Here is a 17,457-nt window from a genome sequence, read left to right on the forward strand (position 1 = left end):
TCCATATGTGGTAGACTCCCAGTAGGGGAGTCTTCCTCCTCTTTTTTCCAATGTTTTACTTTCAGCAATCTCTCTAAACCGCTATTATCTTTTAGAATGTACTTTTTCGGGGCATAAGCACCTAGTAGTGGAGTTGTAAGAAGGCGTCAGAAAATTAGCAGATATCGATAAGATTACAACTGAATGAGATGCCTTCTGATTACTACTGGATGAGGCAGGACACGTGACAGACCTATTACTAGAGGCTCCCTTCAATCCAACTGGGGATCAACCCCAAGCAATTGCCAAACTAGTAGAAGGTCTAGAGAGCGGGCTGAGGCATCAGACGCTTCTTGGTGTTACCGGATCGGGAAAGACCTTCACTATGGCCAATGTGATTGCTCAGTATAATCGACCCACCCTTGTTCTATCACATAACAAGACCTTAGCCGCACAGTTAGCCTCAGAGTATCGCCAATTCTTTCCGGATAATGCTGTTGAGTACTATGTGTCTTACTATGATTACTATCAACCTGAGGCCTATGTTCCGTCAAAAGACATGTATATCGAGAAGGAGACCGATATCAATACCGAGATAGAGCGACTCCGGTATTCGACGACTCGATCACTGCGGACACGGAATGATGTCATTGTAGTTGCATCAGTGTCTTGTATCTACAGTGTTGGCAATCCGGAAGAGTATGATACGATGTCGCTCCTCTTGCAGATCAATGACACTGTAGATCGTCGAGACCTACTTGAACGGCTGGTGGCTCTACAATACGACCGTAATGACATGGAGGTTGGCCCCGGCCTCTTTCGTGTGCGCGGGGATGTTATTGAGATCCACCCCTCTTATTCTCGCAACAAGATTCGTTTGGAACTCGACGATGACCGAATCGACCGAATCTCAACGATTGATGTCGTGACTGCTCATCGGCTTGCTGATGAGACCTGGATTCAGATATTTCCAGCCAAGCATCACGTCATGCGGCACGAGAAGATTCTGGCCGCTCTTGATACTATTCAACAGGAGATGGAAGAGCGCGTTGAGTGGTTTAAGCGGCAGGGGAAGTTTGTAGAGGCGGATCGGATTCGCAGGCGCACCCTCTATGATCTTGAGATGCTCCGTGAAACCGGGCACTGCAAGGGCATTGAGAACTATTCACGATATTTTGACGGTCGGCAGCCAGGGGGCAGACCGTACACATTACTTGATTACTTTCCTGATGACTTTCTAATGATCATTGATGAGAGTCATATGACGATTCCCCAGGTCCGCGGAATGTATCATGGTGATCAGGCACGTAAGAGAAATCTGATTGACTTTGGATTCCGGTTGCCATCTGCCTTCGATAATCGTCCTCTCAAATTTGATGAGTTCGAGACCTTCATGCGGCGAGTGATCTATACCAGTGCCACGCCCGGACCGTATGAGTACAAGATGAGTCAACAGATTGTTGAGCAGCTTGTGCGACCTACAGGTCTCGTTGATCCTGAGATAACCGTTCAACCAATCGAGAATCAGATCGATCATCTCTTGGGAGCGATTCATACCACTGTAGAGCAGGGTGATCGGGTCTTGGTCACGACCCTCACAAAGAAGTCGGCCGAGATGCTCACAGAGTATCTTGTCGAATCGGGGGTTCGTGCAAGATATCTGCACTCAGACATTGGTACAGTTGAACGAATTGAGATCGTCCGTGAACTTCGTCAAGGCAAGTTCGATGTCCTAGTCGGGATTAATCTTCTACGTGAGGGCCTCGACATTCCTGAGGTTGCGCTTGTTGCAATTCTTGATGCAGACAAAGAAGGTTTTCTCCGTACGGATTGGGCGCTCATCCAGACGATGGGGCGTGCTGCTCGAAATGTGAACGGTCGTGTCATTCTCTATGCCGACCATATCTCTGAGGCCATGCAGGCTGCCATAAATGAGACGAATCGCAGAAGGCGGTATCAAATCAAATTCAATGAGGAACACGGGATCACGCCACGGTCGATTGAGAAGTCCATTCAGGACATTGCTCAGGGGATTCATGGGCGTACCTCTGAACAGACAGAGATTGACGAATTTGAGGTTGAAGACTGGATGGACATTGCCGGACTGATTGTGGATCTTGAGGCACAGATGAAGGAGGCCGCCCAGAAACTCGAATTTGAGCGTGCCGCAGCACTTCGTGATGAGATCATTGAACTGAAGAAACGGCTTGAGGGGCGTACGACATGACGGCTAAGACAACCTCTGCCAAGGGGAAGGAGACCGACTTTGATGGCCCGCGTTCTATTGAAGTCATTGGTGCGCATGAGCACAATCTCCGTCATATCACCGTCAAGATTCCACGTCTGAGCTTTACAGTTGTCACAGGGGTTTCAGGATCGGGGAAGTCGAGTCTTGTCTTTGACACAATATTTGCTGAAGGGCAGCGGCGGTTCGTAGAATCACTATCCGCCTATGCTCGTCAATTCCTAGGAATGTTAGAGAAGCCCCGGGTAGATCATATCTCAGGGCTTTCTCCCTCTATCTCTATTGATCAGAAGAGCGCAGGGCGGAATCCACGTAGTACAGTCGGAACCATTACCGAGATCTACGATTTTCTACGACTTCTCTATGCGCGAGTCGGTGTGCCTTATTGCCCCAAGTGCGGCAAGGAGATTCACCCACAGACATCACAACAGATTGTAGATCAAGTCTTGGGACTGCCGGACGGCTCACGAGTCGCCATTCTCGCTCCCATTGTGCGTGGGCGAAAGGGTGAATATCGCAAAGAGTTTCGAGACCTGCTCAAGAAGGGCTTTGTCCGTTGTCGTATAGATGGAGAATTCCGTGATATTGAAGAAGGAATGTCGCTCGACCGATACTTTGAGCACACGATTGAAGTAGTCATTGATCGATTGAGGGTTTCCGCTGCTCATCAGAGCAGGATTTCTGAGGCTGTGGAGACCGCGTTGAAGATGGCGGAGGGCGTTGTGATCATCTCCACCGACAATGGGGATCTTACGCTATCCGAAAAGTTTGCGTGTGTGGACTGTGGTATCAGTCTTCCCGAACTTGAACCGCGGCTCTTTTCATGGAATACACCACACGGCGCATGCCCTCACTGTACTGGACTCGGCGTCGTCCGCAAGTTCGACCCGGCCCTTGTCATTCCTGATGACTCCCTCTCGCTTGCAGATGGTGCAATTGAAGTCTATAACTGGATGCGGAATAGCAAGCTCTTGAGACTGGTCGCTGAGAAGTATGGTTTCAGTCTTGACACTCCATGGCGTGATCTCTCTGACGAGCACAAGCGGATAGTTCTCTACGGCACCGATGACGAATTCGAGATGAACTGGGAGTGGGGTGACAAGTCTTCTCGGCTTCTTGTTGAAGGGATCTACAATCGCTCTTTCGAGGGTCTAATCCCACGAATGGAACGTAACTATCGTACGACAAAATCGGAATACATACGAAAGAAGCTTGAGAAGTATATGCGAATGCAACCGTGTCCTGTCTGCAAGGGGAAACGCCTCAAGCCCGAAGCATTGGCTGTTCTCTTTAATGGGAAATCGATCACAGAACTTGATGAGTTGTCAATCCGAGATCTCCGTGACTTTCTTACATCTGCTGAGATACCTTCGCATCTGGAACCTGTAGCGAAGCCCATCATACGCGAGATCATGGGGCGTATTGATTTCCTGTGTGAAGTGGGTCTCGACTATCTGACCCTGAACCGCCCTGCGCCGTCGTTGGCCGGAGGTGAGGCTCAGCGTATTCGACTTGCCAGTCAGATCGGTTCAAATTTAGTGGGCGTGACCTATGTCTGTGATGAACCATCTATCGGGTTGCATCCACGTGATAATCTCCGTCTTCTTAACTCATTGAAGCGTCTTCGTGATCTTGGGAACACGGTCATAGTTGTTGAACACGATGAAGAGACCATGCGTCACGCAGATTACATAGTAGACCTTGGTCCCGGTGCTGGTGCGGAAGGTGGCGAGGTAGTTGTCGCCGGGCCGATAGAGAAGATTCTCCGATCACGTAATTCCCTGACTGGCCGATATCTACGTGGTGATGAGACCATCGAGGTCCCCTCCGAGCGCAGGCATCCCAACGGTCGCTTTATTGAGGTGAAGGGTGCGCGTCATCATAATCTAAAGAACATCGACGTGAAGATTCCACTTGGTCTCTTTGTCTGTGTGACAGGTGTGAGTGGAAGCGGCAAGTCAAGTCTTATTGTGGAGACCCTGCAACGAGCCCTCGCGCGAAGATTTCACGGTGCCGAGGCACAACCCGGAGATCATGATGAGATTGTTGGTATCGACCAGCTCGACAAAGTGATCGTCATCGACCAGAGTCCGATTGGGCGCACCCCACGTTCCAATCCCGCTACATATGTTGGTCTGTGGACCCCGCTACGCGAACTCTATGCAAACCTTCCTGAGGCAAAGGTGCGTGGCTACAAACGTGGACGATTCAGTTTCAATGTAAAGGGCGGTCGCTGTGAGAAATGTAAAGGTGCAGGAGTGGAGATCATTGAGATGCAATTCCTGCCGCCCATTCAGGTCACCTGTAATCAATGTGCAGGGCGTCGATACAACCGGGAGACCCTTCAAGTACGTTACAAGGGAAAGAACATTGCCGACATCCTTGACATGAGGATCGATGAGGCCCTTGACTTCTTTGCGAATATTCCCTCGATTCAACGAAGATTGCAGACCCTCTGTGATGTGGGAATGGGCTATGTCAAGATGGGCCAACCTGCGACCACGCTCTCAGGTGGCGAGGCGCAACGGATCAAACTCAGTAAATATCTCTCCCGCCCAGCCACGGGTCAGACATTGATTCTCTTGGACGAGCCCACGACTGGCCTACATTTTGCTGATGTCAAAAAATTGCTTGAGGTACTTCATCGGCTCGTCGATCTCGGAAATACGGTTCTTGTTATTGAACACAATCTTGATGTTGTCAAGACTGCTGACTGGATAATTGATCTTGGTCCGGAGGGTGGAGATGACGGTGGTTATCTTGTAGCAGAAGGAACTCCTGAAGAGATTGCAGAGAATCCGGACTCGTATACAGGAAAGTATCTGCGTTCGGTGTTAGATACGTACAAGAGGTCTCGGAGGGCTGAAGGGTGACCGGATATATCCATGTAGAAAAGGCTGAGGAACATAACCTCAAGGCCATCACTGTGGATATTCCACGAGACCGTCTAGTTGTAATAACCGGCCCTTCAGGTTCGGGGAAATCTACACTCGTCTTCGACACGATCTTTGCAGAAGGCCAACGCCGATATATTGAATCACTCTCCTCATATGCCCGACGCTTCCTTGGACGACTGGACAAGCCCAAGGTCGAGAAGATCACAGGTCTTCCTCCGGCCATATCGATTGAGCAAAAGGGGCGAACAAAGAACCCTCGTAGTACGGTTGCGACCAGCACCGAGATCCATGATTACCTCCGGCTACTGTATGCAAATATTGGAATTCCGCACTGTGTCAAATGTGGGCAGCCGATGGAACAATTGACCGCCGAGTCAGCAGCGAGATTGCTTCTCGAGGAGAATGGTGGTCAACGTATCTTTGTGCTTGCGCCAGTGATTCGTGGAGAGACCGGGCTACATCAGGATGTTCTTCAAGGTCTCCTTGAGAATGGGTTCGTTCGTGTCAGGGTCGATGGTCAGTTCTTTGACATTGAGTCTGTGGAGATGGATGGTCGTAAGAAGCACGATATTGATGTTGTCGTTGACAGACTCGAGTTGGGTCAGAAAAATCGTGAGCGTCTCATCAATTCTCTTGAGACCGCTCTTGAGACCAGTGATGGTCGTGCTATAGTTGCTCGTGAGGGCAATCCCGATCTGATCTTTGCCGAGCAGCTCATGTGTCCCAAGTGTGGTATTCAATATGAACGACTTGGCCCCAAGGCATTCTCCTATAACACCCCTCATGGTGCCTGTCCAACATGCAACGGTCTTGGTGTTAATTTCGACGTTGATCCGGCACGGGTGGTTCCTGACGAGACTCTCTCATTGAGCGAGGGTGCACTCAAACCATGGAGCAAGTCCCCAAGTTCGTGGAATCAGCGATTTCTGGAGGCTCTCTCGAAAGCCGCAGGGTTCTCACTTGACACTCCTTGGAAGGATCTCTCTCAGACGGTCAAAGATATCATTCTCTGGGGCCGACCCACCTATACGGTCAGTTTCGAGTATACGGACAAGTCGTGGCATGGTAAGACAGAGAAGATCAAGGTGACACGACGCTGGGAGGGTATGATCCCAAGGCTTCAGCGCCACCTACGCGACACATCTTCAGAATGGTACAAGCAGGAGATAGCAAATGAGTATTGCAGCAAGACGGTCTGTCCAGCCTGTCATGGAAAAAAGTTGAGGCCCGAGAGTCTTGCTGTGACTGTTGGGGGCAAGTCGATTGATGAGATCACATCTCTGACCATTGGACAGGCGCTGGAGCATTTTGAGAACATTCAACTGACCGAGCGAGAAGAGAAGATTGCAGAATTGATCCTCAAAGAGATAGTTGCTCGATTACGGTTCATCGTCTCAGTGGGCCTTGATTACTTGACTCTTGATCGGCTATCTATGACTCTCTCTGGTGGGGAGAGCCAGCGAATACGTCTGGCCACTCAGATTGGTTCCGCCCTGACCGGTGTGCTTTACTGTCTCGATGAACCGTCCATAGGTCTCCATCCGCGAGATATCAATCGGCTCATCAAGACGTTTTACAATCTACGGAGTCTTGGCAATACAGTTGTGGTGATCGAGCACGATAGAGATACGATTCTGGCTGCTGATCATATTATTGATCTTGGGCCAAACGCCGGAATCCATGGTGGTCGTGTTGTCGCTCAGGGGCCCCCTGCGGAAGTGCTGGCGCATCCAAAGTCCCTGACTGCACAATATCTTGCAGGAGACCGTCGTATCCCTATTCCCGAGACACGACGCACAGGAAACGGTCATGCGATAGTCATTCGTGGGGCCCGTCAGTTCAATCTCAAGAATATCGATGTTACAATCCCTCTAGGAAAAATGGTCTGCATAACTGGTGTTTCCGGAAGCGGGAAGAGCACACTTGTTCATGAGACCCTCTACAAGGCTCTCTCGCGCCTGATGAATCGTGCGAGTGTCCAGCCCGGTGCTCATGATGCTATTGAGGGTTGGGAAAATATTGATCGGCTCGTTCTGGTCGATCAGTCTCCTATTGGTCGGACTCCCCGTTCTAATCCGGCAACCTATACCAAGGTCTTTGATGAGATCAGAGGTCTCTTTGCAAAGACACCGGAGGCTCGGGCTCGTGGTTTCAGACCTGGACGATTCAGCTTCAATACACGTGATGGCCGCTGTGAGAAGTGTAAGGGGAGTGGTGTTCTCACGATCGAGATGCACTTCATGAGTGATGTCTTTATCACCTGTGATGTCTGTCAGGGCAAGCGATTTGATCGTGAGACCCTTGAGGTGACTTACAAGGGAAAGAACATCAACGAGGTCCTCAATATGACGATTGAGGAGGCACTTGGTTTCTTTAGTGACATTCCTCCGATCGCACACAAGCTCCAGACGCTTATGGATGTCGGACTTGGTTATCTCACACTAGGCCAACCCGCCACCACTCTGTCAGGGGGTGAGGCCCAGCGAATGAAGTTGGCCGCAGAATTGTCACGAAGGGCAACGGGTCGGACGCTCTATATTCTTGACGAGCCCACAACTGGTCTCTCCGCATCGGATGTTCATGTTCTTCTCAATGTTCTCAGTCGGTTGGTCGATGCGGGCAACACGATCATTGTTATCGAACACAATCTAGAGGTGATCAAGACTGCGGATCACATTATTGACTTGGGTCCTGAAGGTGGCGATGCCGGAGGTCGTGTAATTGCGACGGGGACGCCTGAGGAGGTTGCGCGCGTTCGTGGATCGTACACCGGCCGGTTTCTGAAGAGCGTCCTCCGAGGGAAGACTTGATTATCGAAGAGGTGCTAAGAATGCCCGTCATGTCTGATCTCACTCGTCTGGTCAAGGACCTGCCTGACTCTCCCGGCGTCTATCTCTGGAAGGACGAGGCAGGTGAGGTGATCTACGTTGGCAAGGCTAAGGCCCTGAAGAAAAGAGTGAGTTCATATCTCCGTGTTCGAGGTCTCGATAGAAAGACGTGGGAACTGATGCAACGCGCCCGAGACCTTGAGACCATCATTACCTCAACGGAGCGAGAAGCTCTCATAGTCGAGGCGGCGCTGATCCGAAAGTATCAGCCAAAGTACAACTTGGCATTGAAGGACGATCGCCGACATGCGTGGATTCGTGTTGGAGTGAATGATCCTATTCCTTCTGTTGTAGTCACCCGTGACTTTGAAAAAGACGGTGCAAGGTACTTCGGCCCGTACGGTTCCACTCGGCGTCTAGAACGCTTACTCGATGCGGTTCGGAGGTTCATTCCCGTGGCCACCTGCCGTGATCCTTCATCTCAGAAGAGAGAATGTATGGACTTTCACATTGGGCGTTGTTCAGGGCCGTGTAAAGGTCATATTGACGAGGCTGACTATCGAGCACTCATCACACAGATTATTCTTTTCTTGAGTGGGGATGAAGATAGCCTTGCAACAATGATCCGCGATGAGATGGACCGGGCAGCAGAGAATCTTGACTTTGAGCGCGCTGCTGCGCTGAGGGATCGACTTGATGATGTTCAGATGCTCATGAGAAAACAACGAGTCTTTGACACTGAGGGGATTGACAGGGATATTATTGGAATTGCGCGAACTGAAGAGGCTGCCCTTATTGAGGTCATGACGGTCCGTGGCGGAAGCCTGATCGGCTCTGACCATTTCTATTTCGAGGTCGGCTTGGAGATCAAAGATGTGGATGTGCTCACTACTTTTGTAGAACAATATTATTTCACACTGCCACAATTACCTGCTGAGATTCTCCTCCCCCTCCAAATTCCTGATCTCTCCATATTGGGCAAGTGGCTCTCTGAAAACACAGACCATTCTGTAAAGCTCTATGTTCCTCATGGAGATCGACTCAGTGGACTCATCAAGATGGCCAATCAAAATGCAGTCCGTTCCCTGCGCAAGATTCTCATCTTGGGTGAGAGTGAGGCGGAGGTTGTTGATGATGGTGTCAAGGAACTCCATGAGGTCTTGGGACTGAGTCGTGCGCCATTCCACATCGAGGGTTTTGATATCGCTAACATTCAGGGGACCGATCCTACAGGTTCGTGTGTTGTCTTTCGCAACGGTTCCCCTGACAACAAGAGCTATCGGATGTTCCGAGTTCGCAGCAAAGAGACTCCTGATGATTATGCGATGATGAATGAGGTGGTCTATCGACGATACAAGGGTGTCCTTCAAAGAGGTGAGTCCCTTCCCGATCTGATCGTCATTGATGGTGGTAAGGGTCAGCTCAACGCCGCCTTGGATGCACTAAAAAAAGTCGGGCTGGACTATGTTCCTGTTGTCTCGATTGCTAAGCGTGAAGAGATCCTCTTTACTCGAGACCGCCTTGACGGTATCTACTTGGAGATGAGTTCGCCTGCTCTTCGCCTTATCCAGCGTATCCGTGATGAGGCCCATAGGTTTGCACAACGATATTATCACAAACTTCGTGAACGACGACTCTCGGGGTCTATTCTTGAGAATGCCCCGGGCATTGGACCAAAACGCAGGACTGCATTGCTTCGAGCCTTCGGGAGCGTGGAACGTATTCGGCAGGCAAGTGTTGAAGAACTGTCCTCAGTCGATAGTATGACCGAACAGGCGGCGCGTGCCTTACATTCGTGGCTGGATGATCCACAACATTCCTAGAAGCATCGCGTGATTATTACAATATTTCTCGATCTGTCTGACTACTGTTGTATTGCTGCTTTTATGTCTTCGATCGAGTTGATTTTTCAGGAATTGCGTCACTACTTGACGCTGTTCGTAGAATGATTCGAATGTGTCTAAAACGATACGACAGAACGTTGATTGTTAATGATGAGTATCATGTTTCTCAAATATCCGTTCATTCTCTAACAGCGAGGACTTAAAGGAAAGGTCCATTATGTAGTTGCGGAGAGAACAATGCCTCTTGTGTTTGTTGGGATTAAAACACAACCGGATCAGTCAGAGACTGTGATGTCCACTCTGGTAAAAGATAGTCTTGTGCAAGAGATATACAAAGTATATGCGGGTCAATACGATATTGTCATGATCATAGATGTGCCAGACTTGGAAGCATATCACGCATTTGTTCAGGATGTGCTTGCAGTCCATACTGGGATCGCAGATTTTGAGTCATTCATTGCGGTGTAGAATTCTAGTGTTTTGCAATTGTATCCACATTCTCTTGGGTGAGCATCTTCTTTCGTGATCGCGGTCTGCTATACACAATATAGACCAGAAAGCCCACGATCGTCATAACTCCGCCAAGGTAAAGGGTCTCGATATGTAGACTTGGGACCAACAGAAGGCAAGTTATCACACCCAGAATTGGAATTATCGGATAGAATCTCGCCTTGAAGGTTCCCGGAACGCTTAGTCCTTTCTCACGTAGCATGATGACGGACGCATTGACTATTGCAAGGCCGATCAAATATCCAAAGTCAGACAGAGATGCAACAAGACTGACATTGCCACTGATTGCGAAGAAGCTCACTATGAACAGGGTCACAATCAATGCTGGGATTGGTGTCTTTAGGCGTTTATTGACGCTCTCAAGAATTGACGGGAAGTAATGATCTCTGCTCATCGAGTAGGCCACTCTTGCGGTGGCGAGAAACGTTGCATTGAGTGCAGCGTAGTTTGAGGCGGCCATTCCTGCGAGAGCAAAATAGAACGCCCCTGTTCCGAACATAAACCCATAGACATCAGCTATGGGCGTGAATGATCCTTGAACACTGGTGTAGTGTACTACTCCCACGATGACAAGTGCTGCGGCCATATAGACCACTGTTGCAATGACTAAAGTCAACAGAATGGCGCGTGGGATGTTTCTCGCAGGTTCTTTGATCTCCTCACTGGCTGTAGTGATCAGTTCGAATCCGACGAAACTGATGTAGATGAACGAGACCGCTCCCATGAACTCAAAGAGTCCCGCTCCCGGTTTGAAGAATGGAGCAAGGTTGGTGGGATTTACAAAAAAGAGGCCGAAGGCGATAAACGAAAAGAGGACGATCGATTGGAGGATATTTAGAACGCCGAGGACTCCTGAGACCCCTCTAATACTGATGACATTAGTGATGAACGTGATGATGATGATCACGACAGCAATCTGGCCAATGGTGGTTTCGGTTGCATTTGGGATAAATACTGCGAGGGTGTGTGCGACGGCAAGTGAATAGAGTCCACACGCCACAAGATTGCCGATGAAGAGAAACCATCCTGTCAAGAATGCTGGGAACCCTCCAAAGGTCCCCTGTGCAAAGGTGTAGCCACCACCCTGCTTGGGGATTGAGCAGGCAAGCTCAGCGTAATTAATTGCAGTAAAAACAGTCAGAAGCCCGGTCACAAGATATGCCAAGATGAGTGATGGACCGATCATCCCCGCAGCCGCACCGCTGATCACATAGATACCGCCACCCAGCATTGCCCCAAGACCTATGTTCGTAGCACCGATGAGGCCAAGGCGTCGTGCAAACTTCTCCTCACCCTCCTGGTCGCCAAACTTTTCGATCACATAGGTCACCACTTGCTCTTTGCAACCAACAGTACACGGGTTATTTCTGCATGGGCAATCCGTGTTGCTTTTGAAAGTTTTGTATTCGCCAGTCTTGCGCGAAAAATCCGTAATTGAATGATTTTACAAGTCCGGTCCCAAAATTCTGCGCGGTTCTTTCTTTTTGACAGATCTATGGTTGTGAATATTTCACGCAATACCGCATGTTGAGGCTCTGTGTGAAAAGTCAGTAACATAGTGGTTATGAAAAGTATGAACCTCATTTTATGTTCGGATTCAGAATTTTCGGGATTCACTCTGACTTGAACACTCTATGACTGTGGACTTTTCACACAGATTCGTATATTGAGAATGATTTAAATGGAATTCATACTGGGCCATCGGTGCCGGACATCGAGTCCGGAGGTAGAGTGACAGAAATGATCTGGAAAGTTGATGAGTCTCTCTGTACTGCCTGTGGCACATGTGCTGATGTGTGTCCAGTCGATCCCCCACTGTACGACATCCAGGAGAACGCAATCTATCTGGTTGACCGTGCAGATGAGTGTACCGAGTGTTACGCCTGCGTTGACTCGTGTCCCGAAGGTGCAATCTCGGAAGAGTAATGTAACATTGACCGGATGATCGTTTTTTCGTTCGTCCGGTAGCGTGACAGGATGAGGCTCCCTTGGGGGGCTGGCCCCTGTCAGCACCATCTGATTTTATTGTTCTATTTTACTCTATATGGTTCTCCAAATACGGAGTCGAAGAACTGGCGTAACGATTCATCATTGATGACCACACGGATATGTGCGGTCTCATCACTGGACGGGTCATAGCTCGCGCGTACAAGTTCGATTTTTGATTCATCATCAAGGGTGAGAAAGGTGTTCTCTTCATCTATCTCTTCATGCATCTTGAACTCCTGTTTAACAAGTTCCAGCTTTTCTTTGTAGACCACAGGGTCGACTCGGTAGTATAGCTTCAAGGATATCGCCTCTAAGGGATAAGTGCCCAATGATAAGTTATAAGTGAATCATCGATGATATGTGACTAGTCTAATCTAATATAGCGAGGAGACTACATTTGCAGAGAGTCCACCATCAAATTACAAGTCTGTTTCTGATCATGTTAATGATGTCAGGTGTGTTCACATTTGTGTTAGCACCAGCATCAGCCACAGATCTTCCGACGCAGAGTCTGGAGCCTGCGGCCTTCACATGGCAGACATTCAATAAGAATATGAACGTCACGACTTTTGCGAGTCCTGATGGGAGCAGAGATGCGCTCTGGCAGTTGTTGCAGAGTGCACGACAGAGTATCTACGTTGAAATCTATGGGATTAATAATCCATACATTCTTGATCTCATTCATGAGATTCATTCAGCCCGTCCTTCTCTTGTTATGAAATTCTTGATCGGCTGGAATTCCCTTGGATATCCGGATCCGAACAAGTACGTGGCAAATAACCTTACCCAACTTGGCTTTGAGGTCAAGTGGACGAACTCATCGGACTTTACCTATGCGCATCAAAAATTCTTCATCATTGACAACAAGACTACGGTCGTTCATGCTGGGAATTGGGCTAAGACTTCCTTCCCCGAGACCGGAAAGAAGGCCAATCGTGAGTGGAGCATTGCCATGACCGATCCTGATGTGACTGGATACTATCGTTCAGTCTTTGATTATGACTGGGGTCGTGGTAGGGCCTATAGTACTAGTGACGGAACTGGTTCGCCTCTAAGCTATAGCGAAGCGAGCAGTACCTATCCTCGACCTTTTGCTACACCCGGTCACTTCAGTGGCCCCATGAATGTTACCCCGATATTCAGTCCTGACACAAGTCTTCAGGGAATCCTCTACGTCATCAATAGTGCTCGTGTGACCCTTGACATCCAGATACCTTACTTTACAAATGTTGGTGATTCTGGAGAGGTCGATCAGATCATTGATGCAATTCTCGCCGCTAAGGCCAGAGGCGTCACTGTTCGTGTCATAACTGAGGAAGAGAAAGACTATCAGGAAGTTGCAGATCTTCTTCATGCGCACAACATACCAATCGTCTGGCAGGACACACGCTGGTTCACTGCGAACCATAACAAGGGTATCATTGCAGACGGTCGAATTGTGCTGATCAGCAGCATCAATTATTCTGAGGGTTCTATTACGAAGAACCGTGAGGCGGGAGTGATCATCGAGAATCAGGATGTTGCTCAATGGTACCAAGCGATCTATGACTTTGACTGGGGCATCGGTGATACTGATGTCCAAGATGATGTGAACCTGTATTGGGATCCCAACATTCCAAAGAGCACCTCGAAGATCAACATCACAGTCTTTGCGCATGCCCTCAACTCTTCTCCAGTCGATGATGTCGAGCTGGATCTGAAGATTGGCAATGGTGCATGGTCGAACTTCTCAATAGTCAATAATCTGACCGAGTCGGCAGAGAGCGATCCCGAGAATTACTTCTATACCCTTGACCCTCAGCCAGATGGAACAAACATCACAGTTGTTGCACGAATAAAGGTCGGCTCAACTTGGCATACTGGTGTACCCATGGTGATTCGTGTTCGTGATTCATTGGGTTCAGCCATAACAACGACAACAACGACAACGACAACAACAACTCTGACACCATTCCAGCAATTCATGATCCAATATGGCCCGATTGTCATTGCAGCAGTGGTAGCTATTGTTTTTGGAGGAGGTGTGATCGCCTACAAGAAGGGTGTTCTCACTTTCTCCAAGAAGCGCTCTCGTAGAAGAAGGAAACGATAATTTCAATGACAGGTGCCCACTTGGGCCCTGTCCTCTACTTATTTTATACTAGTCGTCTTCGGCCGCTGTTTCTTTTGCCATCTTTGCAAACTTGATGCAGCTCTCGTACTCTCGCATCTCGCCCTTACGCTTGTGGAGATCAGCCGCGATCGTGTAAGCTCTCGCCACCTCATCCCACTGTTGCAGAGCATCGAGGCACAACGCTAGCGCCTTCCAGATCTCGGGATTATTTGTATCATGTTTCAGAGCCTCATTAAATGCAGCAGCAGCCTCTTTGACCTTGAGCATGCTCTCTAGGGCACGACCTTTCTTTGTCCAAAGATCTCCTGAATTTGGCACCTTGCTGAGACCGTCTTCGGCTGCTTTTAGAGCATCGTCAAACGCACCTATCGTCAGATATGCTTCAGCCTTGTTCGAGTATGCCTGTGGGTCGTTAGGATTGATTGAGATTGCCCGGTCAAAATCTTGTACTGCTTGATCCTGTTCGCCGATCTTGATTCTGACAAGTCCCATCTCATTGAGTGCGGCTATGTTTTTGGGATCGGCCTCAAGGACTTCGAGATATTTTTTAATGGCCTTTTTGTTTTCTCCCTTCTGACGGAGCACTCGTGCCTCCATTAAAAGACGTTTTGCGTCGGGCATACCCTAATTTCCGATAGACTTGGTTTTAACATTATCTTGCCTCTATGATTTCAGGTTCTGCCAGATCCAGATTGTTGTCAGTCACAAGGATTTTAACGGGGCATTGTAAGCCTTGGATTGTAAATAGTTGACAACTGAATGAGGAATTATAATGCCCTTCGACGAGGACAATCCATTTGATGACGATACTGAGGTTGACGAGGATACCTTCTCCGCTACTGAAGATGATGATTTTGAACCTACTGCCTCACTAGAGGAACAGATCGCAGCGCCCTCTGCTCCGAGCAGGTTGCAGGAATTTATCAAAGATCCATGGCCCTCGGCCACGTTCGTGTTGATGATCATCGGTTTCATTATTGTCCTTGGCACACCAAATCCAATCTGGGCCCAATGGAACTGGATGCTGGTTGGGATGTATTTTCTCTGGATTCTCGTGATAGTGACGACTGTCATCAGTCTTGGGATCTGGAACACTCCCACAAAGTCCAAGATCCGTTATTCGGGTCTGATTACGTTGGCAGTAGCACTTGCCGCAGGTGCAGCCGGAACAATAGACACTCTACTCTTCGTTTCTGTTGGTGGCGGTCTTGTCAGTGGTCTTGAGGGGTCTCTTCTCACGGCCAGCACCATGATTGTTGTACTCATGCTTTACAGTCTCTGGCTTGTCCAACGTGTGGTTCAGGGTGAGCAGAATCTAGACGATGATGCTGAGTGATCTCTGTGCCAGAACAGAAATCAATAGACGAGCTAACTTCCATTGTCCGGAAGTTTGTAGAGGAGCGGAACTGGACCAAGTACCAGCGGCCGCTCCCTCTTGCGATCTCAGCCTCGATTGAGATGGGCGAGCTTCTCGAACTGTTTCAGTGGCTCTCTGAAGATGATATCCAGAAATATGTACATGACAGCAAGTACATTGAGGCACTCTCCGATGAGATCGCGGATGTCATGATCTATCTCATCAGATTGGCTGATGTCACCGGAATCGATCTGACCGAGGCGATTCTGTCAAAGATGAAAAAGAATCGAGCAAAGTATCCTGTGGACTCGTTCAGTGGCCGGATTCCCCATGGTCCTCCGAGTGAATGAGTCGTGTGTATAATTCTGGCCTCCGATCCTTGAGCAGGTCGTTACGATCCGTTAGTCTCTTATTATCTGCCTCTGCTGGATCAATATCCACCCATCGAATCCCGGTCTCCATCTCGTCCATTTGAACGAGGACTTCTCCTTTATTCGAAGTGATCTGAGACCGTCCGTTGAAGGAAAGGTCGCGCTCGCGGCCAATTCTGTTTGCGGTCGCGGTGAATATTCCATTCTCAATAGATCGTGTGATCATTGCGTTGTGGCAATATGGAAGTACGAGGTTAGCCGGATGCAGGATCACCTGTGCGCCTTTGAGCGCGAGTATTCTGGCCATCTCGGGGTAAATCCAGTCCCAACAGATCATTACACCAAATGTTGCGTCTTTGAACTTGAACACGGGTGGCTCTTGATTACCCGGTGAAAAGAACTCCTTTTCGCGATTAAAGAGATGTACCTTACGATAGGTCACAACATGTTTTCCATCAACAAATACCGGAGCCGAATTGTAGAGACCTCCACTGGTTCTCTCACAGATTCCTCCAACGACAGATCTGCCTCTTGACCATTTCTTGAGTAGTTGTGAGAACGGCCCCGTTGGAATAGTCTCCGCGGCGGCCTCGGTTTCCTCACGTGACTCAAACGCATAACCCGAGTTTGTTAATTCCGGTAATACGAGAACATCAACACGTTCCTCTTCTGCTGTTGCAAGTAAGCGTGCTGTCTGTTCAAGATTATGGGTGGCGTCGCCGATCACGGGGTGTGTCTGGGCTATTCCAAGTCGTATCAACTCGATCATACCTCAATTCTCTCTTGGGAACGGATAGGTAATCTCCATTTCGTGTGTGGCCTGATTATCTTGTTTTCGAATCGCTCACGGTGAAACACATATGCATAGTTAGGTTTGCTCTTGGGCTTTGCCGTCCATTTCTGATTGGTCATATATATGAACGGAAAAAAGTACACCCGAGGAATACCTGTGCATTTATTCCCCCACACCATACAGGATCTCGTCATGATCTACTGATCCGTGTTCACCTTCTCGGCCTTGGAATTCCAGTTTAAAGAATGGGTCATCAGAGTCCGCCTCTGACCTCATGAGATATTCGCGGATGATCTGACGCAGCATCTCCTTGATTGTTGTTCCCTTCTGCTTGGCGCGTTGCAGTAGGAGAGCATGCTCCTCACGAGAGATCTTTGTCTGTACAACCGTCATGTTGCATCATCTATGTAACATGTTGCATGTAGATATATACTGTTTTACACACACCATTAGGAAGAGTTTCCCTCAGCATCAAGTATGCTACAAGTGTACGATGAAAACTGTCGAGTTAGTAATTGTATTTCTGAAGAT

General features: G+C 48.8%; 14 protein-coding genes. 9 read left to right on the forward strand and 5 right to left on the reverse strand.

The features are described from left to right. Positions 1–223 precede the first annotated feature (223 nt). From uvrB to K9W43_06575, 5 genes are all read left to right on the forward strand, one after another. A complete protein-coding gene (uvrB, locus tag K9W43_06555; protein MCF2136891.1) occupies positions 224–2,206 on the forward strand; it encodes an excinuclease ABC subunit UvrB in 1,983 nt (660 codons plus the stop codon). Continuing rightward, positions 2,203–5,097 carry an excinuclease ABC subunit UvrA gene (gene uvrA / locus K9W43_06560; GenBank protein MCF2136892.1) on the forward strand — a complete coding sequence of 965 codons (2,895 nt, stop codon included), beginning with the start codon at positions 2,203–2,205 and terminating at the stop codon, positions 5,095–5,097. The genes uvrB and uvrA (K9W43_06560) overlap by 4 nt, the downstream gene beginning before the upstream one ends. Continuing rightward, the gene (uvrA, locus tag K9W43_06565) at positions 5,094–7,931 is read left to right on the forward strand and encodes an excinuclease ABC subunit UvrA (protein MCF2136893.1); all 2,838 of its coding nucleotides are present in this window, start codon (positions 5,094–5,096) and stop codon (positions 7,929–7,931) included. Before uvrA (K9W43_06560) ends, uvrA (K9W43_06565) begins: the two co-directional genes overlap by 4 nt. Before the next feature lie 20 nt (positions 7,932–7,951). Continuing rightward, complete coding sequence (gene uvrC, locus K9W43_06570) at positions 7,952–9,772, forward strand: excinuclease ABC subunit UvrC (protein ID MCF2136894.1); 1,821 nt, start codon at positions 7,952–7,954, stop codon at positions 9,770–9,772. 258 nt (positions 9,773–10,030) lie between these two features. Beyond that, positions 10,031–10,261, forward strand: coding sequence for an Lrp/AsnC ligand binding domain-containing protein (locus tag K9W43_06575; GenBank protein MCF2136895.1), 231 nt, complete (start codon positions 10,031–10,033; stop codon positions 10,259–10,261). Positions 10,262–10,265: 4 nt separating this feature from the next. On the opposite strand, the gene K9W43_06580 is transcribed toward K9W43_06575, so the two are convergent. Next, on the reverse strand, positions 10,266–11,624 hold the full coding sequence (locus K9W43_06580; GenBank protein ID MCF2136896.1) for an APC family permease: 1,359 nt from the start codon (positions 11,622–11,624) through the stop codon (positions 10,266–10,268). Positions 11,625–12,043: 419 nt separating this feature from the next. Between K9W43_06580 and K9W43_06585 the strand changes: the two genes are divergently transcribed. Further along, the gene (locus K9W43_06585; GenBank protein ID MCF2136897.1) at positions 12,044–12,229 is read left to right on the forward strand and encodes a 4Fe-4S binding protein; all 186 of its coding nucleotides are present in this window, start codon (positions 12,044–12,046) and stop codon (positions 12,227–12,229) included. Between the two features lie 104 nt (positions 12,230–12,333). On the opposite strand, the gene K9W43_06590 is transcribed toward K9W43_06585, so the two are convergent. Continuing rightward, positions 12,334–12,591 carry a hypothetical protein gene (locus K9W43_06590; protein ID MCF2136898.1) on the reverse strand — a complete coding sequence of 86 codons (258 nt, stop codon included), beginning with the start codon at positions 12,589–12,591 and terminating at the stop codon, positions 12,334–12,336. A 98-nt stretch (positions 12,592–12,689) separates the two neighbouring features. On the opposite strand from K9W43_06590, the gene K9W43_06595 reads away from it, so the two are divergent. Next, positions 12,690–14,384, forward strand: a complete 1,695-nt coding sequence (locus K9W43_06595) for a phospholipase D-like domain-containing protein (protein MCF2136899.1) — start codon at positions 12,690–12,692, stop codon at positions 14,382–14,384. Positions 14,385–14,432: 48 nt separating this feature from the next. On the opposite strand, the gene K9W43_06600 is transcribed toward K9W43_06595, so the two are convergent. Further along, entirely contained in the window at positions 14,433–15,026 is a 594-nt protein-coding gene (locus K9W43_06600; GenBank protein ID MCF2136900.1) for a tetratricopeptide repeat protein, read from the reverse strand. Positions 15,027–15,177: 151 nt separating this feature from the next. On the opposite strand from K9W43_06600, the gene K9W43_06605 reads away from it, so the two are divergent. Together K9W43_06605 and K9W43_06610 are read left to right on the forward strand one after the other, a co-directional pair. Next, positions 15,178–15,741 (forward strand): hypothetical protein, encoded by a 564-nt coding sequence (locus tag K9W43_06605; protein ID MCF2136901.1) that lies wholly within the window; start codon positions 15,178–15,180, stop codon positions 15,739–15,741. Positions 15,742–15,746: 5 nt separating this feature from the next. Further along, positions 15,747–16,112: a nucleotide pyrophosphohydrolase gene (locus K9W43_06610; GenBank protein MCF2136902.1), complete on the forward strand. Its 366-nt coding sequence runs from the start codon at positions 15,747–15,749 to the stop codon at positions 16,110–16,112. Here K9W43_06610 and K9W43_06615 read toward each other — a convergent pair. Both K9W43_06615 and K9W43_06620 read right to left on the reverse strand, forming a co-directional pair. Continuing rightward, positions 16,075–16,902 carry an acyltransferase gene (locus K9W43_06615; GenBank protein MCF2136903.1) on the reverse strand — a complete coding sequence of 276 codons (828 nt, stop codon included), beginning with the start codon at positions 16,900–16,902 and terminating at the stop codon, positions 16,075–16,077. The genes K9W43_06610 and K9W43_06615 overlap by 38 nt on opposite strands. Positions 16,903–17,088: 186 nt before the next feature. Beyond that, positions 17,089–17,319 carry a hypothetical protein gene (locus K9W43_06620; protein MCF2136904.1) on the reverse strand — a complete coding sequence of 77 codons (231 nt, stop codon included), beginning with the start codon at positions 17,317–17,319 and terminating at the stop codon, positions 17,089–17,091. Positions 17,320–17,457: the final 138 nt, after the last annotated feature.

This window comes from Candidatus Thorarchaeota archaeon (assembly GCA_021498125.1).
GTDB lineage: Archaea > Asgardarchaeota > Thorarchaeia > Thorarchaeales > Thorarchaeaceae > B65-G9.